Source organism: Pseudomonas fluorescens (assembly GCF_000968015.1).
Lineage (GTDB): Bacteria > Pseudomonadota > Gammaproteobacteria > Pseudomonadales > Pseudomonadaceae > Aquipseudomonas > Aquipseudomonas fluorescens_W.
Window position 1 is genome coordinate 22,838 of record NZ_LACH01000057.1, and the last position, 24,249, is coordinate 47,086.

Genomic DNA, 24,249 nt, shown 5'->3' on the forward strand with positions numbered 1-24,249 from the left:
ACGACCGCCCGGCAAAAGGACGGTCTGTTGAAAACGATGAGGTGGAGAACCGGGGGTCAGGCGCCGTTGGCCTGGAACTGTTTCTGCAGTTCCACCAGAGCGGGTGATGCGGGCGTGATGTGGTTGCGGGTCTGGGCCTCAATCAACCAGCCGCTGCGGTGCAGTTCCTTGACGATCGGATCGAGCCTGGCCTGGGTATCGCTTTCTCCGGGACGGGTCCAGATCACCGACGGCGCGGGATTGAGTTCCGGCGTAAGCGCGCGATAGCCCTGCCATTCGGCGGTGCCGGCGAGCAGCGGATTGATCAGCGTGGCGTCATGCACCGCCGCGACGCAGTTGTTGCCGCGCAGCGCCAGCAAGGATTCCGAAGAGCTCTTGAAGGCTTTGATCTCGACGCCCAATTCGGTCAGCGGCTTGATGTAGCTGCTGCCCTGCGACGTGCAGACCGGTTGGTTTTTCAGGTCTTCCCAACGAGTGATCTTGCTGTCCTTCAACACCGCTGCGGTTCCGCCTACGCGGTAGAACGGCGTCGGCACAAACCCGAGGATCTCGCCGCGTTCGGCGGTCCACTCCATGTTGGCAATCAGCAAATCGACTTTGCCCTGCTGCAAAAACTGCACGCGGTTGGCGGGCAATACCGGCACCAACTCCACTTCGGCATTCAGTTGCCGCCCCAACTCCTGAGCGAGATCGACATTCAAACCGCGCGGCTTTTGGCTCGCTGGATCAATCCCGCCAAACGGGCCGCCGGACAGCAATACGCCGACCACCAGCACATGCCGTTGCTCGATCTTGTCCAGGGTTGCATCAGCCCGGGCGCCGGTGCTGCCAACCATCGAGATCAAGGCGCCCAGCATCACAGGCAATAATTGTTTAACGGCTGAGCACTTTTTCGACATGGATCTTCCCCTGATGATTGATCGGCGTCCCCCGATCTGATGTGGGGGCATCCTAGGTACAGCGTTGAAGTAACGGAAATTCAAATATCTAATATCGTTATAACTTCCCGTGTTCACACCGAAAGCGCATTTCCATAAAGCCCGCATTTACTGGAGTCGAAGATCAGCCAAAGAAAAAACCAGCAAAAACACATAAATAATCGTAATGTTTATGTTTTCAGCCTTGATATAAAAACAGCCCCGGAAATGGCCATGCCAACCTCTCCTACCCTCGATCTCGAATTGCTGCGCACCTTCATTGCCGTGGTTGATCACCACAGTTTTGCCGAGGCCGGCGCGCAACTGGCCCGCACGCAATCGTCGGTCACCCAACACATGCAACGCCTGGAACAGCAAGTAGGGGTAAGCCTGTTCGAAAAGCGCGGACGGCAAAAACAACTCACCGAACCCGGCTTGCAGTTGCTGCGTCATGCCCGGCAGATGCTGTCGCTCAACGACGAGGCGTTGAACTCCCTGCGTGAAAGCAGCTTGAGCGGCGTGTTGCGCATCGGTTCGCCCCATGACATCGCCGACACCATCCTGCCGCCGATCCTCAGCCACATCGCCCGCTCGGCGCCGCGTTTGCGTCTGGAGATCGATGTCGGGCGCAGCCCGTTTCTGATGGACGACCTGCACCGGGGCAAGGTCGACATGGTGATCTCCACCCGCCAGGACCCGAGCCTGGAAGGCTTCGCCTTACGCACTTCACCGGTGTGGTGGATCTGCTCGGCGCAGTACATTCACAACCCCGGCGAACCGTTGCCACTGATCCTCGTGGATGAACCGAGCATCTACCGGCGCTATGCCCTGGAGGCACTGGAACGCGCCAATATCAGTTGGCGCCAGGCGTACCTGGCGTCGAACCTGATTGGCATCAAGGCGGCGACACGTGCTGGTTTGGGTGTCACCCCCCGAAGCATGGAGATGCTCGGTCCAGACATGCGCGTACTGGGTGAAAATGACGGATTGCCGCGACTGCCGGACGTGACCTACTACCTGTGGATCAGGCCCAACACCGCGAACTTGATTGCCCGCAAGGCTTATGACTTGATTCGCGCGAGCCAGGGGTTGTCCTTTTCTTGACGTGAGCGACTCCGCGATTCAAGCCCTGTCCATTTCAGAGCTTGGCGATCGAGACTTCAGTGGATTTGACGAAGGCAATCACCTCGCTCCCCACTTTCAATTCAAGATCGCGCACTGAACGGGTGGTAATCACCGAGGTGACGATGCCGGAGGCGGTTTGCACATCGATTTCGGAGACCACTTCGCCTGTCACAATTTCCTTGATGACACCCTTGAACTGGTTGCGGACGTTGATCGCTTTGATGGTCATGATGAGGCTTCCTGTCTGATGTCGAATACATCCGCACGGATGTGCAGGCCTTCAAAATGCACGCCCCAGAATAATATTAAAAGGAATAAATATCGATTTGCTTATTCCTGTATCGAATATAAAATCCCCCAAGCATCTACCAAAGCGCCACGGTATAGCTGACGATCAGGCGATTCTCATCCAGGTCATTACCGAAGTTCGAGCGCACAGACGCGTTACGCCATTTGAGGCCGAGCCCTTTCAACGAACCGTCCTGCACCACGTAAGCGATGTCGGTGTTGCGCTCCCATTCCTTGCCTTCACCCGGCGCAGTGCGTTGCACATTGTCGCCAGAGATGTAGCGGGTCATGAAGGTCAACCCCGGCACACCGAGTGCGACAAAGTTGTAGTCGTAGCGCGCCTGCCAGGAGTGTTCGTCGATGTTGGCGAAATCACCGATCTGCACGAAGTTGACCAGGTACGGATCACTGCGCCCGATATACGGAAACGGATCATCGCCGCTCATGCGCTGATAGCCGAAACCCAGCGCATGGCCGCCCAGGCTATAGGTGAACAGCGCACCGAAGGCCTGGTTGTCGATATCTCGAAAATTGCCGTCTTCGGTACTCCGCGCATAGCGTACGTCGCTCTTGAGCGACTGGCCGGAGCCCAGGTCCAGCACGTGCACAAGCCCGAGGTAATTTTGCTGGTAGATGTTTTCCAGCTGGCCGTAGCGGTATTGCGCAGTCAGGTTCGGCAGGAACTGATAGTCGGCCCCGGCAAACTGAAACTTATCGCTTTGGCCGCCGATGCGATTGGCGATCATGTCTTGATAGTCTGTGGAGTCGACAAAGTTGATCTGCGTGAGTTGACCGGCCGTGAGTTTCAAACGATCGATTTCCTGCACATTCAGCAGGCCACCCTTGAACGTGCTCGGCAACAGGCGAGTGTCGTTGGAATTCACCACCGGGTCCTTGATCTGCAACGTCCCGAACTTCAGGGTGCTGTTGGACACGCGCATTTTGCCCGTCAGGCCTAACTCGCCATAGCGATCCTGTGAGCCGCCGGACAAATCCGGTGGCAACAGATTAGTCCCCGCCGTCCCGCCACCGGAGTCCAGCTTGAAACCGGCCATGCCCAAAACATCCAGGCCAAACCCAAACATGCCCGCGGTGTAACCCGACTCCATCCGCAACAGAAAACCCTGCGCCCATTCCTCGGCCTTGTCGCGCGAACCGTCCTGGCGAAAATCACGGTTGAAGTAGAAGTTGCGCGCTTCCAGGCTGCCTTTACTGTCCGCGACGAAATCCGCCTGAGCGTTCGGTGCACAGAGCAGACTCAGGCCGAGCAATGTGCCAACCGGGGCGCACCCTTTGAATGGGCGGGTGCGAGTCGCTTTTGAAGGCACGTGGGCAGTCATGATTTTTCCCATGGAAGAGGTTCCTGCGGCAGCAAGCGAAGATGACGGACACGCCTCATTGTTTTTTTGTGAAGGCGTTGTCGTGGGGGGCGGACGCAGTGACCTGCGTCGTGGGGCGGATTCTTCGGGCCGAGGCAGAACGGCGTCAAACGGGAAAAAGACGAGGTTATGCATAAGAAAATTTGATGCCCACAATGGCGGACTCTGGAGTAACAATTGCAACCCGCCCCTTCATTACAAGAGCCACAAGCGCCAAGGGAACCGCCATGAACCTCAAATTCCTCGAAACCTTCGTCTGGGTCGCCCGCCTGCAAAGTTTCAGCCTGACCGCCGAGAAAATGTTCAGCACTCAGGCCGCGATCTCCAGCCGGATCGCCGCACTGGAAGATGAGTTGGGCCTGCGCCTGTTCGTGCGCGATTCACGCGGTGTGTCGCTGACGCCCGAAGGCCTCAAGGTACTCGACTATGCAGAGCAGATGCTCGAGGTTCAGCGCGCGCTGAAACACTCGCTGGACAACACCAGCCCGCAGCAGGGGCTGGTGCGCATCGGCGTGATGGATACGGTGATTCACACCTGGCTCAGCCCGCTGATGTCGACCCTGATGCAGACTTTCCCTGCCGTGGAAATCGAGATCACTGCCGACGCCGCGCGCAATCTCTGCGAGCAACTGCAAAAGGGTTATCTGGACATCGTTTTCCAGACCGACCTGATCCGCCACGAAAGCGTGCGCAACCTCGAACTGGCGCACTACCCCATGCACTGGATCGCCGCCAGCAACTCGATCTATGCCCGGCCTTATGCCTCGCTCACCGAGATGGCCGGCGAGCGCATCATCACCTTCGTCAAACACTCACGACCGCATCAGGATGTGCTCAACCTGTTGCATGCCCATGGCATCGGCGCTCCGCGCGTCAGTTGCGTCAACTCGGTGTCGGCCATGACCCGGCTGATTCGCGACGGCTTCGGTATCGGCGCCTTGCCGGCGGCACTGGTGGCCAAACCCCTGGCCAGCGGCGAACTGATCCAGCTGGATCCCGGCAGTCGCTTGCCGCAACTGGATGTCGTGGCCTCGTGGCGCGCGGGAGTCGGACTGGAACTGATCGAGAACATCGTCGAGATGAGCCGCCAGGTGGTCTGCCAATACGCTGCGGATGTCGGTCCGTTACTCATGGTGGCCGCGCCGGGCCTCAACAGCCGACTGTCCCCTGAATAACTTTTAGTTGTCTGGGGGCAACAACATTCCTTGTTGGACGGCATCACCGCGGTTTTCTAAAAAGGCTCAACGAACCTGCCGAGATGCCATGATGAATCAACCCGCCCTGTCCTTCGAACAACTGCAGCGCAGCACCCCTCTCGCCCTGCGCCAAAGCATCGCCGCCAAGCAGTATCAGGGGCACACCAGCGGCCTGGGCCAAGGCCGGGTGCAAGCCAATATCGTGATTCTGCCCAGTGATTGGGCCAACGAGTTCCTCAGGTATTGCACCCTCAACCGTCAAGCCTGCCCGTTGCTCGACATTACCGAGCCGGGCGACCCGTACTTTCGCAATCTCGGGACAGCCATTGATATTCGCCATGATGTGCCTCGATACAGGGTCTATCGCCATGGCGAACTGAGCGAAGAACCGCTGGATATCGAGGACCTTTGGCAGGATGACCTGGTGGCCTTCGCCATCGGCTGCTCGTTCTCCTTTGAACAACCGCTGCTGGATGCCGGCATCCCCCTCAAGCACATCGATCTGGGACGCAATGTCGCCATGTACCAGACCAACATCGACACGCGCCCCACCGCTCGCCTCGGTGGCAAGCTGGTGGTGAGCATGCGACCGATGAAAGCGGCTGACGCCATCCAGGCCATTCAAATTACCGCACGCATGCCCAACGTACACGGCGCCCCCGTGCACATCGGCGATCCGTCGCTGATCGGTATCCACGCGCTCGCCACCCCGGACTACGGCGACGCCGTCCCCGTTGAAGCTGACGAAATACCGGTGTTCTGGGCGTGCGGTGTGACGCCTCAATCGGTAGTGCAAGCCTCACGCCCACCGCTGTGCATCACCCATGCGCCCGGTTGCATGCTGGTGACGGATTTGTACAACAGCGCTTTGTAAAGGCGTGGGTGTGCTTGAGTTCAGAGGGGGCGCCGAAGCCTGTAGCAGCTGGCGAAGCCTGCGTTCGGCTGCGCAGCAGTCGTGGAATCAGACGATGCGGTGTTTCAGGAAGACCGCAAACTCAGGTTTTACGACTGCTGCGTCCGAACGCGGCCCGAGCCGAACGCAGGCTTCGCCAGCTGCTACAGGTTTTGTGTTGCGGCTGAAATGGCTCCACAGCTCTGGCGCCTACCAACTGATGCAGCAGTCGAAGCCTTGTAAAACCATTCAATGTAGTCAACGATGCAAGCTGCACTCTTGGCAAAAAGGGACGCCATGCCAGACCATGATCGCGCCATCGGCTCCAGGCCCGGCATCACATGCGGTGATCGAACCTGTCTGATCAGGCGCGGGCTGTCCTGGATGGCTTCAATTACGTTTTTCTGTCTTCTCACGGCAACTCCCGGATTCGGCCAGAACCTGCCAACCGCAGCGGGTGTCGAAAACGCCACGGTTACGGTGATTCAAGCGCAGGAAATCGTTTCCAGGGCCGCCCTCGAAGCCGTTCGCTGGAGCGGCCCTGTATCCGGCCCGCAAGCCCTGCGGGGCAAGAGCATCGCCTTTGTCGCAGAAGATTTGCGTAACGGAGGAATTGTCGGTGTCGCGCAGGGCGCTCGCGAAGCTGCCAAGGCGATGGGCTGGACGCTGAAGATATTCGATGGCGCTGGATCATCGGCCGGGCGCGCGAAGGCCTTTTCCGATGCCCTGGCAGCGAAACCCGACGGCCTCATTCTGTGCGGCTCCGATGCGCTTGAGAACAATGCGGCGCTGCTCCTCTTCGCCAACAGGGATGTCCCGGTGGTTGGCTGGCACGCCGGGGCACGACCCGGGCCGATTGACGGTACGCCGGTGGCCATGAACGTCACGACCGACCCGCTCGAAGTGGCTCGCCTCACGGCCATGGCGGCAGTGGCACAGTCAAACGGACAGGCCGGCGTTGTCATCCTGACCGACTCCAAGTACAGCATCGCCATGGCGAAAGCCAAAGCCATGGAAAACGTCATTCGGGCCTGTCAGGAATGTACGTTGCTGGAAGTGCGCGATGTCGCGATCTCCGAAAGTGGCGAGAAGATGCCGGCGCTCACCAAGGAGCTGCTCCAGCGCTATGGCAAGCGCTGGACCCACACGCTGGCCATCAACGATATCTATTTCGACTACTCGATTGCCTCATTGACCAACGCCGCAATACCCAGCGACGGCATCAGTCTGATGTCTGCCGGTGATGGCAGCGCTTCGGCTTTCTTGCGCATACAGGCAAAAACCTACCAGACCGTCACCGTGGCCGAGCCGCTCAACCTGCATGGCTGGCAAGTGATGGATGAATTGAACCGGCTGTTTGCAGGTCAGCCGGTGAGCGGCTTCGTAGCGCCGATTCACCTGGTCAATGCCGACAATATCGCCTTCGACGGCGGGAAGAAATTCCAGTACGACCCTGACAATGGCTATCGAGACATCTATCGCCACCAATGGAATCCCTGACAGTGGACGTTACCTCCCGGCTCGGACGCCTGTTATTGCCGCAATCGCTACGCGCACAGTTCACACTGGCGTTTCTGACGCTGGCGCTGCTGATCCTGGCGAGTGGTGCAACGGCGGTCTACGCCTTGCGCACGTCAAACAGCGCCACCCGCCAGCTGACGGATGAACGACTGGTCGGCATGCAAGACGGGCAAGACATGCTTCAGCGTACCTTGCTGATCGAACGCCAGACCGATCAGCTTCTGACAACCCGCTCCCCCGACACCCTGCGATCAATCTATGCGGCGACCGTCGAACAGCTTGAAGCCCTTGATCAACTGGTGCAGCAGCTGACCGCCTCGAACAGTGGCGTGGCGATACTCGACATGCATCAGTCGAGTCAGATGTTCCGCAATACCGCCAACATCGTTGCGCAGCTGCGAGAAAGCCTGCTGCAAACCGAGGTCACCTTCGAGCAAGCCATGGAGGACCACACCGCCCGGTTAACCGCGACTCAGACCCCGGCCAGCCTGGAACTGGCGGTGTTGCTTTTCGATCTGCCGCAGGCTGTTGACAGTGATGCCGTGCAACGGCTGCGGATCCGCTATGAGCGCCTGTCACGCACCGCAGGCAAGTTACCCGCCGCGAGTGTGGAGACGCCCGATCTCTTCTCCCTGCGCCTGAGGCTCATCAATCAGCACAACGTCACACAGCACTTCAACGAGGAACTGAAGAATGAGGCCGGGGTTCTGGTCGCGGTGGCCCGTGCGCAATCGAGTGCCTACACCGAAGACTATCGCGACGCCCTGCAGCGTCTGGTCGAGGCCTCAAATCGTAGCCAGCAATGGGTGCTGATCATGTTGGGCGCCAGCCTGATGTTCGCCTGGTTCGTGACCCGGGTCTTCATGGGCCGTCATGTGCTCGTGCGCCTGAATGAAATAAGCCGGCAATTGCGCCAGGAACACACTGACAAAACGCATTTGATGATGGCGGAACATGGGAAGGACGAGATCGGCAACATGGCTCGCGCGGTGAATCAATTCCTCAAGGACCGACTTCAGCTGGAAAAAAGAACGGTCCAGTTGAGTATCGCCACAGAGCGGCTCGCCCTGCAAAACAGCCGATTAGAGCAAGAAGCCGTCATCCGTGCCGGACAAGGTCGGGTCCTGGAGCTGATCGCCAGGAGCACCGAGCTTGCAGAAGTCCTCGACAGCCTGGCTCACCTGGTGGAGTCCCAGCTGGAGGGGATGATGGTGTCCATCCTGGTGCTGGATGAGGATGGCAAGCACCTGCTGCACGGGGCGGCCCCCAGTTTGCCGAAAGCCTATAACCAGCTCGTTGACGGGCTTGCGATCGGTCCGAACGTCGGTTCATGCGGCACCGCGGTGTATCGACGAGAACCGGTCATCGTCACGGATATCGAGGTGGATCCGCTGTGGGAGGCGTACCGTACAGCCGCTGCTCCCTATGGATTTCGCGCCTGCTGGTCGACGCCGATTCTGTCCCATGAGCGAAAGGTATTGGGGACGTTTGCCTTGTATTCAAACACCGTACGCAGCCCAAGCTCGACCGAGACGCGACTGATCAACATGGCGACGCCGCTTGCCGGCATTGCGATAGAACGCCAGCTGACCGAAAAGCGCATTCGCTATATGGGCGACCATGACGCACTGACCGGGCTGCCGAATCGCACACTGCTCGAAGACCGTCTCAAGCAGGCAATACTTTATGCTCAGCGCTACAGCCGCCTGGTGACGATAGTGTTTCTCGATCTGGACAAATTCAAACTGGTGAATGACAGCCTTGGGCACAGTGCCGGAGACGAACTGCTGAAAACAGTCGCCCGGCGCATGCTGGAGTGTGTACGCCGCACCGACACCGTCGTGCGACTGGGTGGCGACGAGTTTGTGATCATCCTGTTCGACCAGCCCTCAGACCTCGACGGCGTTACTCCAGCCCTGCACAAAATCCAGGAAGCCATCCTGCGGCCGATTCAGCTCAGCGGACACACACTCCACGTCACCTGCAGCATGGGGTTGGCCACCTACCCTGCCGACGGCAGCGATACCGACACGTTGCTCAGCAACGCGGACGCCGCCATGTACCGGGCCAAGGAGCTGGGTCGCAACAGTTACCAGTTCTATACGAGCGAGATGAATAACAAGGTTCAGGGCAAGCTCGCCATGCAAGACGGGCTTCGAAACGCACTCAACCATGACGAGTTCCTGCTGCTGTACCAGCCACAGGTGGATTTGCAGTCAGGTCAGATTATCGGCGTAGAGGCACTGATCCGCTGGCAGCACCCCGAGCTCGGCATGGTGTCTCCAATCAAATTCATTCCGCAGGCCGAAGAGACCGGGTTGATCGTGCCCATCGGCGACTGGGTGATTCATACCGCGTGCAGACAGAACAAGGACTGGCAGGATGCGGGCTGGCCGCCGATCACCATGTCGGTGAATATTTCAGCTCGCCAGTTCATCGAAAGGGACCTGATCGACCGGGTGAGGCATGCCTTGCAAGAAACCGGACTGGACCCGAAGTACCTTGAGCTGGAGCTGACCGAAAGCCTGATCATGCAAGACCTTCAGCAAGCCATCAGCAAAATGAAGGAACTGCAATCAATGGGGATCAGTCTCTCGATCGACGACTTCGGCACCGGCTACTCCAGCCTCGCCGCATTGAAAAGCTTCCCGATCGCGAGACTCAAGATCGACCAGTCTTTCGTACGCGACCTGCCCGACAACGAGAACGACAAAGCCATCGCCACCGCGGTGATTTCGTTGGGGCACAAACTGAACCTCAAGGTCATTGCCGAAGGCGTCGAAACCGAAGAGCAGCAAACCTTCCTGCGTGAAAACGGCTGCGATGAAATTCAGGGCCACTTCTTCAGCAGAGCGGTCAGCTGCGATGAAATCAGCCTGTTACTGCGCACGCCCCGGTTGCCTCAACCGAGCCGCATTGCGAACCCTGACCCGGCAAGACGAAAACGCGATGCAAAACGCCCAAGCAGTCCGATGCCCGGGCATTAATACTGCGCAGGGCCCATCCCAACCTTTCAACAGTAAAATCGCGACGTTGCCGATTATCGGCGCCAGTACCGCATAGTGACCGTTAGTGACGGGTAGCTATCGGCCAGTGCGACTACGATGAGATGTGCCACATCCTCGAAGCGCCTGGGAGCGCCGTCAGCCCGTACGTCATCGCAAGTTCCAAGGCTGGTTACAAGGGGTATAACTATCAGAACAAAAGGCGGGTCACCCAGAATAGGTCCTTCAAAGGCGCGCCCGGGACAGGCGCCCCAAGGCCTGAACGGCGCCTGCGGCGCGGAGCGATGTGATGAGTTCCAGAGCATGGCGATGGGCTCGCAAGAGCCTTCTTGGCTGCATCGAGCTGGCCTTGCTGGTCGCTCCACTGTGCGCCAGCGCCATGTTCAAGTGCCAAGCCAGGGACGGAGCCATCAGCTACACCAGCCAAGCCATCGCCAGCGCTCGCTGCACTCGTCTGAATGGCATGGCGGGCGCCGGTGTCGGCGCCAAAGCAATGGCCACGCCACGGCTTGTGCGGGACGATAACTCAGACGCGGTGCGGGTTCGGGTGTGGACCTTCGTCCACAAGGGTATTCGTCAATATGTGAGCCGGCGCCCCGTAGGGATCTCCGCACGGGTCGATGTCCTTGAGCTCTATTACATCAAGGGCTGCTATCTATGCATGGCGCCGAAGGATTTCAAGGTCGCCTCACTGCGCCTGGACACCCATTCCTATCGGCGGGAGATCGAAGCCGCTTCGGGTCATTACGGTGTCGACAGGGCGCTGGTCCGTGCAGTAATACATGCCGAATCGGCGTTTCGCCCCTACGCCATTTCCGAAGACGGCGCCCAGGGGCTGATGCAGTTGATGCCCGCCACTGCCGAGCGCTTCGCCGTGGACGATCCATTCGACGCACGACAGAACATTCGTGGCGGCGTGCGCTACCTGGCCTGGCTGCTCAAGCGCTTCAACGGCAACCAGATGCTGGCGTTGGCAGGTTACAACGCCGGCGAAGCGTCCGTGGTCGAGTACAACGGGGTGCCTCCCTACGCCGAGACGCAATCCTACGTCACCCTCGTGCAGTCCTTGACCGAACGCTATCGCAACCATCGCTAGTGCCGTAGGGCGCATAACCCGGAATTGGTAATACGCCGGGCGGGGAATGGCTCAACCGAACTTCCACACTCACCGGTAGCTATCGACTGTGGATTCAACCGGTCGACGCAACAGATTGGCAATCGCCCAAGAAGCGGACCATCAGCGCCCCGGTCTCGCTTGGGACTCTTCAAAACGATGCCGTAACAGTGGCACTCCTCGCTAATAGCCAGCGTAGACACCTGCTTGCCCATAAAATCCCTCTTGAAAAGCACGATATATAGCTAGCTATTTGTTGACGAAAGTCTGAAGTATTCATTTGAGTTTTCAGATTCTTCCACCCCGCCGCCTATGCCTAACATCGGCTCCACAGCGAACCAGCCTCGGCAGCGCTTAGTGGGACCCATCAGGCAGAGACCCGGCTCAAAAATCCTCTGCCGTTGCTGACCCCTTGATCGCCGACTGGCTTTGTCGAAGTGCTTTTGCAACAGGCCTGAGAATTTTTGAGGATCGCCGATGAAGCTGGAAATTTTCCGCACGCTGTGGGGTTATACCGCCAGCAAGGCCCAGGCGCTTGAAGAGCTGCTGCAGGCGGGCTTTGATGGAATGGAAGCGCGTCTGCCGCTGGACGCCCGTGAACGGGCTGAGTTCGCTGCCTTTCTCCAGGCCAATCGCCTGGGTTATATCAGCACCGTCTTCACGGCGTACGATGTGCTGCCGGAGCAGTCGGCGACCCCTGCCGTTCACCTCAATGACCTCGATCAGAAACTTGCGTGGGCCGCCGAACTCGGCCCACGTTTCGTCAACGTACTGGCGGGCAATGATCGCTGGTCCTTGCCACAACAAGTGGAGTTCTTCGGTCAGGCACTGGAACTGGCGCGCAAGCACGGTCAGGTCTGCAGTTTCGAAACCCACCGCTCGCGTTCGCTGTTCAACCCTTGGGTGACCCTGGAGTTGATCCGGCAATTGCCCGATCTGTTGTTCACCAGTGACATCAGCCATTGGGTCGTGACCTGCGAGCGTCTGTTGAATGACCCGGCCGATGATCTGAGCGCCTTTATCGAGCGGGTTCACCATATCCAGGCACGAGTCGGTTACGACCAGGGCCCGCAGGTTCCGCACCCGGCGGCTCCCGAATATGCAAAAGAACTGGCTTTCCATCAGCAGCACTGGGAAAGCATCTGGCGCTCGCAGCAAGCCCGCGGTTACCAGGTCAGCACCCTGACCCCGGAATTCGGCGCCGACGGCTACCTGCATCATTTGCCCTTCACCAATGTCCCGGTCGCCGACCTGTGGTCATTGAACGTGTGGATGGGCCAGACCGAGCGCGAACACTTCGAGCGTTTCCACCACTCAAGCAATCCTTAGGGAGCCGATGCGTCATGCCTGACAATAAAAACAACAGCGCCAGCACTGACACACACAAAGCCAACTTCAATAGCATCCCGGTGGTCGACATCGCCGGTCTGTTCAGCGTCGAACTGGAGCACCGCCTGGCCGTGGCCGAACATTTGGGGCGCGCCGCCAGCGAAGTCGGGTTCCTCTATATCACCCATCACGGTATCGACCCGCAACTGATCGCCAACCTGCGCAAGGCGGCAAAGGACTTTTTCGACCAGCCCTTCGACACCAAGATGCGGCACTACATCGGCACCTCGCAAACCCACAAGGGCTTTGTACCCGAAGGCGAAGAGGTCTATTCCAAAGGCAAGCCGGACCACAAGGAAGCCTTCGACGTCGGCTTCGAAGTCCCGGCCGATGACCCGCTGGTGCTGGCCAACACCCCGTTGCTGGGGCCCAACGACTGGCCGCAGCTGGCGGGTTTCAAGGCGTCGGTGCAGGCCTACTATGAAGCGATCTTCGCCTTGGGCCGGCGCCTGTTCGGCGGCTTTGCCCTGACCCTGGGCCTGGAAGAAAACTACTTCGACAGCCTGGTCACCCGCCCGCCGTCCAAGCTGCGCCTGATCCACTACCCCTTCGACGGTGCCGCCCATGACGCACCGGGCCTTGGCGCCCATACTGATTATGAGTGTTTCACCATCCTCCTGGCCGACAAACCAGGCCTTGAGGTGATGAACAACCTTGGACAATGGATCGATGCACCACCGATTGCCGATGCCTTTGTGGTCAACATCGGCGACATGCTGGAAGTGATGACGGCAGGCGCATTCGTTGCCACTGCGCACCGGGTGCGGAGCGTGAAAGAGGAGCGTTACTCCTTTCCACTGTTTTATGCCTGCGACTATCACACCCAGATCAAACCGTTGCCCGGGTTCGCCCAGGGAGGTAACGACTACGAAGAAATCACGATCGGCGAACACATGTATGGCCAGGCACTGCAGACCTATCAGTATCTGCGCCAGAGGGTGGCCAATGGGGACGTTCAACTGCCAGGCAAGGCACGCAAGCCCGCCAGTTTCGGACATTTGAAAAATCAGGCTCAACCGTCCTGATTGAAGTTTTCAGTTACCCCTTACCTACGCCGGAGTCAGTAAAAATGAAAAACAATAAAAAAAACCTGTTGAGCTTGGCTGTTTTGGCAGCCGGTATGCTCGGTGCCTCGTTGAGCATGGCCGCATCAGACACGTTCAAGGTCGGCATGGAAATCACCTATCCGCCCTTCGAGTCCTATGACAAGGACAAAAACGTGGTGGGTTCGGATCCCGAACTGGCAGCGGCCCTGGCCAAGCACATGAACGCCAAGGTGGAGTTCGTCGACACCAAGTTCCCGAGCCTGATCCTGGGCCTGAACTCCGCCAAATACGACGCGGTCATTTCCGGCATGTACATCACACCTGAGCGCCAGACGCAGGCCCAAACCATTGCCTATGCCAACACCGGTGCCGCGGTCATGGTGCCCAAGGGCAGCGAGATCAATGCAAAAAAACCTGAAGACCTGTGCGGCTTGAAACTGGGCCTGGAACAGGGCACCACCTGGGTCAAGGAATTCAAGAAGCTCTCCGATGACTACTGCGTGCCGAACAACAAAGGCGCCATCACCGTCAGCGAGTACCCTTCGGCACCCGAAGTGACCCAGGCCCTGCTGTCCAAAAACATCCAGGCACAGGTTGAAATCGCTGGCGCTGCAAAAATGATCGCGGAAAAAACCAATGGCCGGGTAGTGATCACCACTGAACACCCGATCTATCAGCAAACCCTGGGTATCTTCGTCAAGAAAGGTAACGACGAAACATTCCAGGCCGTGCAAAAAGCCTTCGACGAGGCCAAAAAGAGCGGTGAATACGCCGCTATTCTTAAGAAATATGGCTTGGAAGAACCGACTGCCCACTAAGAACGTGTCCTTGTAGTCTGGTCATCTGCCGCCCCTGCACCGGGGCGGCAGATCGAGGTGCCCTATGCAATTCGATTGGTCGTATTTCATCTCCCTGTTCTCCCTGCCGGACTTCTGGAAGGCCTGCGTCACGGTGGTCCAGCTCAGTGCCCTGGCCTGGTTCCTCGGTATGCTGCTGGGCTTTGGCCTGGCCACGGCCAAGCTGTCCCAGTCGCCCTTGCTGCGCATTCCCGCGGCGGTCTACATCTGGTTCTTCCGCAGCATCCCGTTGCTGGTGCTGGTGGTCTTCGTCTACAACTTGCCACAATTGTTTCCCGGTAGCGGACCGATTCTGTCAAACCCCTTCTACTCCGGCTTGCTGGCCCTGGTGGTCACGGAAGCGGCTTACATGGCGGAGATCCACCGTGGTGGCCTGATCTCCGTGGCCAAGGGCCAAAAGGAAGCAGGCCGCGCGCTGGGTGTCGGCCTGTTCGGCATGCAGCGCTTGATCGTGATCCCCCAGGCTTTCCGTATCTCGCTGCCTACGCTGATCAATGAATACATCACGGTGGTCAAGCTGACGTCGCTGGTCTCGGTCATCTCCCTGACTGAAATCCTCACGGTCGGCCAACGCCTCTATGCCACCAACTTCCTGGTCATGGAAACCCTGGCTGCGGTGGGCGTGTACTACGTGCTTATCGTCACCGTGTTCGGCTTTTTCCTGCAGCGTCTGGAACGCTACCTGGACCTGAACTTCCGCAAGCCGCATACACTCGATACCGCCGCCGTGGCCAAGCTCAAGGCCTGCGCCGAAGCCTTGCCCGACATTGCGCGTAAAGCCGCCGGCAGCAACGCGACGCCTATTCTGCAACTGAAGAACATCCAAAAAAGCTATGGCACGCACCAAGTGCTGATGGGTATCGATCTGAATGTCGAATACGGCCAGGTGATCTCGATCATCGGCCCATCCGGTTCCGGCAAAACGTCGCTGATCCGCACGGTCAACGGTCTGGAAAGCATCGATACAGGCGACATTCTGTTGTTCGGTGAAAAATTCATCGAAGCGTCGGACAAACCCAACAGCGCCCGTCTGCGCAAAGGCGTGCGGCACATTGGCATGGTGTTCCAGAACTTCAACCTGTTCCCGCACCGCACCATTCTCGACAACGTCACGCTGGCGCCGCGTTACCACGGCATCCCGGGCGAGCTGAGCGAACACCGTGCTTATGCGCTGTTGGACAAAGTCGGCCTGCTCGCTCACGCCCACAAGTACCCGCACCAGCTTTCCGGCGGACAGCAACAACGTGTGGCGATCGCTCGTGCCTTGGCCATGGAGCCGGACATCATGCTGTTCGACGAGCCTACGTCAGCGCTCGATCCAGAGCTGGTGGGCGATGTGCTGAACGTCATACGCGACCTGGCCAGTGAAGGCATGACCATGATTATCGTCACCCACGAAATGGACTTTGCCATGTCGATATCCGACAGGGTCGTCTTCATGGAGAACGGTAATATCCAACTGGATGCTGCACCTGAAACCATACGCTGCGATGCCGAAGGAGAGAGAGTGCGGCGTTTCATGGGCATCAGTACTCGATCGCCAAACCTGTCTACGACTGCGAACCATGCGTGAGCAGGGTGTCGCAGTAGGCAAGCACTTTCTATGAGCTTCGTTCTTTCAGGAAAACACGCATGAATCTCGGAATTGCAGGACGCTGGGCGCTGGTGTGCGCCGCCAGCAAAGGCCTGGGTAAAGCCTGCGCGCAGGCACTCGTCAGCGAAGGCGTGAACGTGGTGATCACCGCCCGAGGCGAACAGACGCTAAATGAAACAGCCCGTCAGCTCAGAGCGATAAATCCTGAAGTGACAGTCATCGCCGTAGCCGGAGACATTTCAACGCCTGAGGGTCGCACCGCAGCCCTCATGGCCCATGAGCATTTCGATATATTGATCAACAACGCTGGCGGCCCTCCTCCCGGGGATTTCCGCGAATGGAACCGCGACGCCTGGCTCAAAGCGCTGGATACCAACATGCTCACCCCTATCGAGTTGATCAAGGCAACGGTAGACGGTATGGCGACACGCGGATTTGGCCGAATCATCAACATCACGTCGAGTGCCGTGAAGTCCCCTATCGAAAGCCTGGGCCTTTCCAATGGCGCGCGCAGTGGTCTGACGGGATTTATCGCAGGGCTTGCCCGGCAAGAAAACATTGCCAGTCGCAATGTGACAATCAACAACCTGCAACCGGGCTCATTCGACACCGATCGACTGCGTGACAACCTGGTCGCTGCTGCCCAAGAGTCGGGGCAAGACAGTGAGGCATTCCTCGCCGAGTGCCGTAGCGAAATTCCTGCTAAACGCTTCGGCTCACCCGAGGAATTCGGCGCTCTGTGCGCTTTCGTTTGCAGCCGTCATGCGGGCTACCTGACTGGGCAGAACTTGTTGATTGATGGAGGGGCTGTTCGCTCCAGCCAATAAAGACCGCAGGTGCTATGGGGCGGTAAACACTGCCCCACAACCGTTCCAACCCTCCCCCCTGATACCGCCCGGTAGTGCCTAACCTGCTGGGCAAAGCGCTGCATAAACAACTCGTTAAACCACAAAACATCCCCCACCTGCACGGCACTTAAAAAAGTGCCTGATTCCGACACCCTCTGCCGGCAGCCGACAAACGCATTGAATTTATTTTTTTACTCTCCACTGGCCCGACGTTCCTTGCTTCACGTCGGCCCAGTCAGTCCTACCACTGCCCCGCCATAGGCTCTAGCCGAGCGGACTATGGGTTGGGTTTAAGGAGAATAAAAATAATGAATCCAGGTTTTACATCATCACTCAACCACTTGCTCGATGCCGTCACCACTGGACAGCAGTGCGTCCCAGGCGTAGTCGCAGCAATAACCGGGCGCGACGGTTTGATCTACGAGGGTGCTTCAGGTCAACGGACGCTCGGTCAAGCCGGTGCAATGACGACCGACAGTGTGTTCGCCATGTTTTCCACGACTAAAGCGATAACCGCCACGGCGGTGCTTCAGTTGGTCGAGGAAGGCCGACTGGATCTCGATGCGCCTGCCAGGGACTATGTGCCGATGATCGGCGAACTGAAGGTGCTCGAAGGGTTTGACAGCGACGGCACCCCGCGGCTTCGCGCCCCCAAAAAACACATCACCACGCGGATGCTTCTGCTTCATACCGCAGGCCTGGGTTATGAATTCTTTAACGAACACTACAACAGGCTAGTCCAGGAAGGTCGCCAGCCCAGCATCATCAGTGGGTCGTTGGCGGCACTTTTAACGCCCTTGCTGTTTGAACCCGGTGAACAGTGGGAATACGGTTCCAACATGGATTGGGCCGGCCTGGTGGTCGAGGCCATTACCGGCAAACGCCTGGGTGAAGTCATGCAACAGCGTATTTTTGAGCCTCTGGGTATGACCGATACCGCTTTTAGCATGACCGCATCGATGCTCCAGCGGCGGGCTGGAATGCACCAGCGTGAAGAAGACGGATCGCTGACCGCAGTCGAGGGCTCCCTCCTTCCAGAGGAACCGGAAGTGCACATGGGAGGCCATGGCCTGTTCTCGACAGTGAAGGATTATTGCCTGTTCATCCGGGCCTGGCTAAACGATGGACAGGGTGATCACGGACGAATTCTGAAGCCTGAGACGATTCGTTTCGCTGAAAAAAACGGGCTCGACAACCTGAAAATAAAAGCCCTTCCCTGCGTGAATCCGAGTATTTCCCACACTGCGGAATTCTTCCCCGGCATGCCAAAGTCATGGGCGTTGAGTTTCATGGTCAACGAACAAGACGCACCCACCGGTCGCCCTGCGGGCTCATTGGCGTGGGCTGGGTTGGCCAATCTCTTCTATTGGATCGATCGCAAGAATGGCATCGGTGGTTTTTGGGCCACTCAGATATTGCCATTCGTAGACCCTGTTTCGACCAATGGTTATCTGGATTTCGAAACGGCGGCCTACCGCAATCTGAACAGCTGACCCCGTACCTGATTCGATTCGCATGAGAGCCCTCCAAGGGCTCCAGGCGATGGCGCAAGAAAACTATCCCCCTTCTGCGAAAACAATAAAAACAAAACAGGTGACTCATGGAGATCTCCACACGTACCCCTGCGCGCGCTCGATCCACACAATGCGCATTTGACACGACAACAATCAGTGCCGGCCTCCTGCTGGCGACTCTGGCGGGCAACGCCCACGCCATCGATGTGGACGCCGGCGAATACACCGCTGCGCTTCCAGCCGGCAGCAATATTGGCTTGCTCTACCTCCAGCATGCCGAACGGCGGTCGCTTTACAGTAATGGTCACAAGGTTGCGATCAACGCGGGACTCGACTCGGACATCGGCATATTGCGCGTCGCGAATTACCAGCAGCTGGGTGACTACACGATCAATACGCAGTTCCTGTTGCCATTCGGGCGTCTGGAAGGAACACGCGATAACGACTCGTTGGGACAAGCCAATGGCACGGGCGACTTGATTCTGGCGTCCACCCTGTGGCTCGTGAATGATCCGGCGAAGAACCGATACTGGGGCATAGCGCCCTACCTGTACGTGCCGACCGGTAACTATGACCGAAACGATGCACTCAACCTTGGCGAGAATCGTTGGAAGATGACGTTGCAGACAGGCTATGTGACCGGCCTCACTGAAAAGTTATCCCTGGACCTCACCGCCGATGTAACCCTGTTTGGCAAAAATGACGACCTCACGAATCAAGGCCTGACATTGCGCCAGAAGCCGCTATGGCAAGCCCAGACGTACCTGAGATACGCCGTGACGCCCAAGCTGTCGGTGCATGTCGGTGCGTCTCAACTCTGGGGTGGTGAGACGCGCATTGACGGTCAGGATCAGGACGATGAACACAACACCAGCAAGTACCGTGTCGGGGGATCGTACTGGATGACCCCTACGTTCCAGGCCCTGCTCAATTACGGCCAGGACGTATCGGTCGACAACGGCTTCAAGGAAAAGCAGCGGGTTAACTTACGGCTGTTGTGGGTGTTCTGACCCACAGCAAGTGGTTGACTTTCTGGGCACCGAGAGTGAGTCAGACGTCACTCTCGGTGCCCTTTCCTGCCTCGCATCGCTAGCGCAGTCGACGCTGCAAGGTTTGGGAGGGTAATTCACTGAAACGCTTGCGATAGACTCCCGCAAATTCCCCCAGGTTCAGATACCCCCACCGAAAGGCGATGGCGGAAACAGTCGTACCCGACGCCGGATCCGTTGCCAATAAATCGCGGCGCACACCCTGCAACCGCTGCTCGCGCAAAAACGCACCGGGCGTCATGCCGCGAAAACGCGAGAAGGCCCCACTCAATGCCCGCACACTGGTCCCGACAGCACTGGCAACCTCTGCCATCGTCGGCAGGCTTGCTGCATTGGCACTCATGAACTCTTCAGCGGCCCTGACATAACGCGGTGCAATCCGGTTCATTGGACTTTCTAAATCAAGCCCTGCTTGCGCGGCGCGTCCAGCCCACTCTCGCAACAGATGAACGCAAAGACTTTGCTCCAGATGAGCCCCCAGACGTCCTTCAGCCATGTGTTCGGAAGCCTCGGCCACGCAACGAACCGTGTACTCCAGCAGGCTTAGCCAGCTCGAACCGACTCCGCCGATGACGCACTTGTGTCTCCAGAACTGATCATCGGGCACGAACCCAAACCACTGCTGCGCCATCCGTTCCAAGACTGCATGAGGAATGGTCAGATTCAGTTGCAGGTGATCCGGGTCGAGATCGATCCGGTAATCGACACGACTGCAATTGGCAATGAAGGATTCACCTACTGCCGTATCCTCAGTGACCGAACGCTGGGCCCAGTGCCGGGCATTACCGCGAATGGTCGTAAGCAGTAATGCATTCCCTGCCTCGGGCGAAAATTCATCGACGCTCACGGCGACTCCATAGGCAAAACGAGTCAGCGTCAACTCGCCAATCCTGGATGAATGCATGGTTGCACGCGGCTTGATGGCATGCCCTATGGGGGACGCACGATAGGGCATGTAAACGCGATCCGACCAGTCGCTGATTTCATCCCAATCTGTCGAAAAATTTTTATGGTGCTGGCGTATCGGCTTGCCGCTGACATCGGTTAACAACGCATGGTCGAGACGCATGGAGACACCTGTTTTTATTTTTTTAGGGTGAACCGCTAATCAGAGTAGCAACCTCAGGGCGACGGCAAGTAGGCCATCGCGTGCGACTCGCCCATCAGCAGCGGGCGATTAAGATCCGCGCAGGCGCGCAGATAGTCGGCTACCAACGTGATCCGCTTGAGCTTGCGCAGGTCCTCGCTGTAGTACATCCAGAACTGTCGAGTGACCTCCACCTCATCCGGTAGCACTTCGCACAGGCGCGGGTCGGGACCGGCGAGGAAGCAAGGCAGGATAGCCAGCGCGCGCCCTTCCAGCGCCGCATGGTACTGGGAAACTACGCTGGTGCTGCGCAGGCGGCTGTGCGCGCCGGGCAGCAGGTCGTTCAGGTAGAGCAACTTGAAGCTGAAGGCCAGGTCCTCGACATAGGTCACGAAGGGGTGACCGGCCAGGTCCTCGCGACTGGCAATCGGCGAATGATTGGCCAGGTACTCCGGTGTCGCATACAGACGCAGACGGTAGTCGCACAGCCGCGAGCACACGTACGGACCGCGCTCTGGCCGCTCCAGGGTGATGGCGATGTCTGCCTCGCGCCGTGACAGGTTGACGAAGTGCGGGACCGGCAGGATGTCCACGGAGATATGCGGATAGTGGATGATGAAGTGGCTCATCTGCGTGGTGACGAAGCAGGAGCCGAAAGCCTCGGTACAGCCGATACGCAGGTGCCCGGCGAGCCCCCCGGTGGTTCCGGAAACCTGCTCGCAGGCTGCCAGCAGCGTACTTTCCAGCGTTTCGGCGTGACTGACCAGGCGCTGCCCCTCGACAGTCATGACGAAACCCGACGCTCGGGACTTCTCGAAAAGCAGCGCGCCAAGGCTTTGCTCAAGGGCACGGATGCGTCGCGAAACGGTGGTGTAGTCCACCCCCAAACGGCGTGCTGCGCCACTCGCGGTGTGAGCACGGGCGACCTCGAGGAAGAAGCGCATATCGTCCCAATTCACATGACTTTGGGTTGTGCGTTTTTGCATATTCATCAGGCTTTTCTGCCAATACATATTGGAAATTAGCCAACATATACTCGCATTCAGCCTGGTTTGACCAGCATCGTTTCTCAACCGGAAAGGCCCAAATTTCAATCAGGGCTAACGGCATAAATGCAGGGTAAAAAGCCTGCTTTCAAGCCGAAAACAGGCAGCTGTGCGACAGCCCAATCACTGCCACATTCGGACCCGTCGAGAGCTCATAGGCGGGTTCCCTGTCGGCACCTGACCGACGTCATTTCAACATCCCTCGCCTCTAGAAGATCGCCAGGGCAGCAACGACTCCAGCAGCATTCAGGTGACGCTCCGCTTCGGGACGTCGCCCGGGTACCCGTACGCCCCTCAAAAGGCCGACATACAACAACAATTAAAAGCGGAGCCTCATCATGACGACTGACCATCCGAACCACGCCCAGACCTGCGCCCAGGTCAGGGCCAATCCCAAGTTCCAGCGACTCACCCGCCAACGCGCGCTGCTGGCCTGGTCACTGAGCGCCGCGGTCCTGGCTGTCTATTACAGCTTAATCATGGTAGTGGCCTTCGCACCTGCCTGGTTGCACCTGCCACTGTACGACGGCAGTCATCTCAGCCTCGGCATGCCGATCGGCGTGGCAATTATCCTGCTGTCCTGGCTGCTTACCGCCTGGTACGTGAACACCGCCAACACCCGTTTCGACGCGCTCAGCGCGCAGATCCTCCTGGAGACCCGCGCATGAAACGCCTACTCGCCCTTCTCGCCCTAAGCCCCCTGCTGGCCAACGCCGCAACTATCACCGCGGAGAAGCAACCGCTCAATGTGCATGCCATCGGCATGTTCTTCGTCTTCGTCCTTGCCACCTTGCTGATCACTTGGTGGGCGTCCCGTCGCACGCACTCCGCCGCCGACTTCTACAGCGCCGGTGGCGGTATCACGGGTTTTCAGAATGGCCTCGCGATCGCCGGTGACTACATGTCGGCGGCCACTTTGCTGGGCCTCTCGAGCCTGGTGTTCGCCAAGGGCTATGACGGCTTCATCTATATCATTGGCTTCTTCGTCGGCTGGCCCATCGTCACCTTCCTGATGGCCGAGCGCCTGCGCAACCTGGGCCGCTACACCTTCGCCGACATCGTCTCCTTCCGCCTGGATCAAACTCGCGTGCGCAGCTTCGCCGCCCTCGGCTCGCTGACGGTGGTGTGTTGTTACCTGGTGGTGCAGATGGTCGGTGCCGGGCAGTTGATCAAGCTGCTGTTCGGTCTCGACTATCGCACGGCGGTGGTGGTGGTCGGCCTGCTGATGCTGGTCTACGTGATCTTCGGCGGCATGCTCGCCACCACCTGGGTGCAGATCACCAAGGCGGTCCTGCTGCTGGCCGGCGGCACGACCTTGATGCTGCTGGCCCTGAGCCGCTTCGGTTTCAGCTTCGAGACGCTGGCCGCCCAAGCCGTGGCGGTGCATGCCAGCGGCGTGCAGATTATGGGCCCGGGCACCTTGCTGGCCGACCCGATCAACGCGGTGTCACTGTCCCTCGGCCTCGTCTTCGGCATCGCCGGCCTGCCGCACATCCTGATGCGTTTCTTCACCGTGCCCAATGCCAAGGAGGCGCGCAAATCGGTGCTATTCGCCACGGTGTTCATCGGCTTCTTCTTCCTGGTGGTCTGCATCCTGGGCTACACCGCCATTGTCATCGTCGGCACAGACCCGCAGTACTATGTCGACGGTAAGCTCGGCGGCGCCATGATCGGCGGCGGCAACATGGTGGCCATGCACCTGGCCAAGGCGGTGGGTGGCAATCTGTTTCTCGGGTTCCTCTCCGCCGTGGCCTTCGCCACCATTCTTGCAGTGGTGGCCGGCCTGGCCCTGGCTGGCGCCTCGGCCATCTCTCACGACCTTTATGCCTCGGTACTGAAGAAGGGCAAGGCCGACGAGAAGCAGGAAATGCGCGTGTCGCGCATCGCCACCATCGGTCTGGGCATCGTCGCGATTTCCCTCGGCATTCTGTTCGAGGGCCAGAACATCGCCTTCCTGGTCGGCCTGACGTTCGGCATCGCGGCCTCTGCGAATTTCCCGGTATTGATCATGGCCATGTACTGGGGTGGCCTGACCACCCGTGGCGCCCTCTATGGCGGTTTGACTGGCCTGATCAGCGCCCTGGCCCTGGTCATCGGCTCGCCGTCGGTGTGGGTCGGCGTATTGGGCCATGCCCAGGCGATCTTCCCCTACGACCAGCCGGCGCTGTTCTCCATGCCTTTGGCCTTCCTGGTCATCGTGGTGGCGTCCAAGCTGGACCGCAGCGAGCGCGCCGACCGCGAGCGCGCGGCCTATGCCGATCAGTTCGTCCGCGCCCAGACGGGCCTGGGCGCTGCCATGGCCAGCAGTCACTAACGCTGCAGCTTTGCGGGGTCAACGGCCCCGAGCGCGAGTCCGCTCCTTTGCTCGCGCTTTTTTACTCC

Annotated in this window: 20 protein-coding genes; 15 read left to right on the top strand and 5 right to left on the bottom strand. The window is 58.8% G+C overall.

From position 1 onward, the window contains the following. Window positions 1-56: 56 nt before the first annotated feature. Window positions 57-899 carry a transporter substrate-binding domain-containing protein gene (locus tag VD17_RS24230; protein WP_046056021.1) on the bottom strand — a complete coding sequence of 281 codons (843 nt, stop codon included), beginning with the start codon at window positions 897-899 and terminating at the stop codon, window positions 57-59. Window positions 900-1,151: 252 nt separating this feature from the next. Here VD17_RS24230 and VD17_RS24235 point away from each other — a divergent pair, with 252 nt between their 5' ends. Then, a complete protein-coding gene (locus VD17_RS24235; RefSeq protein WP_046046884.1) occupies window positions 1,152-2,021 on the top strand; it encodes a LysR substrate-binding domain-containing protein in 870 nt (289 codons plus the stop codon). Window positions 2,022-2,055: 34 nt separating this feature from the next. Here the strand turns inward: VD17_RS24235 and VD17_RS24240 are convergent, their stop codons facing one another. After that, a complete protein-coding gene (locus VD17_RS24240; protein WP_008145745.1) occupies window positions 2,056-2,271 on the bottom strand; it encodes a TOBE domain-containing protein in 216 nt (71 codons plus the stop codon). 136 nt (window positions 2,272-2,407) lie between these two features. After that, a complete protein-coding gene (locus VD17_RS24245; RefSeq protein ID WP_046056041.1) occupies window positions 2,408-3,670 on the bottom strand; it encodes an OprD family porin in 1,263 nt (420 codons plus the stop codon). Between the two features lie 266 nt (window positions 3,671-3,936). Here VD17_RS24245 and VD17_RS24250 point away from each other — a divergent pair, with 266 nt between their 5' ends. From VD17_RS24250 to VD17_RS24305, 12 genes are all read left to right on the top strand, one after another. Further along, window positions 3,937-4,884 (top strand): LysR family transcriptional regulator, encoded by a 948-nt coding sequence (locus tag VD17_RS24250; RefSeq protein ID WP_046056022.1) that lies wholly within the window; start codon window positions 3,937-3,939, stop codon window positions 4,882-4,884. 91 nt (window positions 4,885-4,975) lie between these two features. Beyond that, on the top strand, window positions 4,976-5,779 hold the full coding sequence (locus tag VD17_RS24255) for a putative hydro-lyase (protein WP_046056042.1): 804 nt from the start codon (window positions 4,976-4,978) through the stop codon (window positions 5,777-5,779). Window positions 5,780-6,277: 498 nt separating this feature from the next. After that, window positions 6,278-7,297, top strand: a complete 1,020-nt coding sequence (locus tag VD17_RS24260; protein ID WP_046056043.1) for a substrate-binding domain-containing protein — start codon at window positions 6,278-6,280, stop codon at window positions 7,295-7,297. Further along, window positions 7,285-10,305, top strand: a complete 3,021-nt coding sequence (locus VD17_RS24265) for an EAL domain-containing protein (protein WP_046056023.1) — start codon at window positions 7,285-7,287, stop codon at window positions 10,303-10,305. The genes VD17_RS24260 and VD17_RS24265 overlap by 13 nt, the downstream gene beginning before the upstream one ends. 307 nt (window positions 10,306-10,612) lie before the next feature. After that, window positions 10,613-11,419, top strand: coding sequence for a lytic transglycosylase domain-containing protein (locus VD17_RS24270; protein ID WP_046056024.1), 807 nt, complete (start codon window positions 10,613-10,615; stop codon window positions 11,417-11,419). Window positions 11,420-11,914: 495 nt separating this feature from the next. After that, entirely contained in the window at window positions 11,915-12,766 is an 852-nt protein-coding gene (locus VD17_RS24275) for a sugar phosphate isomerase/epimerase family protein (protein ID WP_046056025.1), read from the top strand. Window positions 12,767-12,780: 14 nt separating this feature from the next. Next, window positions 12,781-13,851, top strand: coding sequence for an isopenicillin N synthase family dioxygenase (locus VD17_RS24280; RefSeq protein WP_046056026.1), 1,071 nt, complete (start codon window positions 12,781-12,783; stop codon window positions 13,849-13,851). Window positions 13,852-13,895: 44 nt separating this feature from the next. Further along, window positions 13,896-14,690 carry an ABC transporter substrate-binding protein gene (locus VD17_RS24285; RefSeq protein ID WP_046056027.1) on the top strand — a complete coding sequence of 265 codons (795 nt, stop codon included), beginning with the start codon at window positions 13,896-13,898 and terminating at the stop codon, window positions 14,688-14,690. A gap of 64 nt (window positions 14,691-14,754) precedes the next feature. Next, window positions 14,755-16,302: an amino acid ABC transporter permease/ATP-binding protein gene (locus VD17_RS24290; RefSeq protein WP_046056028.1), complete on the top strand. Its 1,548-nt coding sequence runs from the start codon at window positions 14,755-14,757 to the stop codon at window positions 16,300-16,302. 59 nt (window positions 16,303-16,361) lie between these two features. Then, on the top strand, window positions 16,362-17,150 hold the full coding sequence (locus VD17_RS24295) for an SDR family oxidoreductase (protein WP_046056029.1): 789 nt from the start codon (window positions 16,362-16,364) through the stop codon (window positions 17,148-17,150). A 329-nt stretch (window positions 17,151-17,479) separates the two neighbouring features. Next, entirely contained in the window at window positions 17,480-18,664 is a 1,185-nt protein-coding gene (locus VD17_RS24300; RefSeq protein ID WP_052962732.1) for a serine hydrolase domain-containing protein, read from the top strand. A 107-nt stretch (window positions 18,665-18,771) separates the two neighbouring features. Next, window positions 18,772-19,695: a transporter gene (locus tag VD17_RS24305; protein ID WP_046056030.1), complete on the top strand. Its 924-nt coding sequence runs from the start codon at window positions 18,772-18,774 to the stop codon at window positions 19,693-19,695. Window positions 19,696-19,774: 79 nt separating this feature from the next. On the opposite strand, the gene VD17_RS24310 is transcribed toward VD17_RS24305, so the two are convergent. Together VD17_RS24310 and VD17_RS24315 are read right to left on the bottom strand one after the other, a co-directional pair. Continuing rightward, complete coding sequence (locus VD17_RS24310; protein WP_046056031.1) at window positions 19,775-20,803, bottom strand: AraC family transcriptional regulator; 1,029 nt, start codon at window positions 20,801-20,803, stop codon at window positions 19,775-19,777. 53 nt (window positions 20,804-20,856) lie between these two features. Beyond that, entirely contained in the window at window positions 20,857-21,807 is a 951-nt protein-coding gene (locus VD17_RS24315) for a LysR family transcriptional regulator (RefSeq protein WP_046056045.1), read from the bottom strand. 398 nt (window positions 21,808-22,205) lie between these two features. Between VD17_RS24315 and VD17_RS24320 the strand changes: the two genes are divergently transcribed. Together VD17_RS24320 and VD17_RS24325 are read left to right on the top strand one after the other, a co-directional pair. After that, window positions 22,206-22,535, top strand: a complete 330-nt coding sequence (locus tag VD17_RS24320; RefSeq protein WP_046056032.1) for a DUF485 domain-containing protein — start codon at window positions 22,206-22,208, stop codon at window positions 22,533-22,535. Continuing rightward, window positions 22,532-24,181, top strand: coding sequence for a cation acetate symporter (locus VD17_RS24325; RefSeq protein ID WP_033062107.1), 1,650 nt, complete (start codon window positions 22,532-22,534; stop codon window positions 24,179-24,181). The genes VD17_RS24320 and VD17_RS24325 overlap by 4 nt, the downstream gene beginning before the upstream one ends. Window positions 24,182-24,249: the final 68 nt, after the last annotated feature.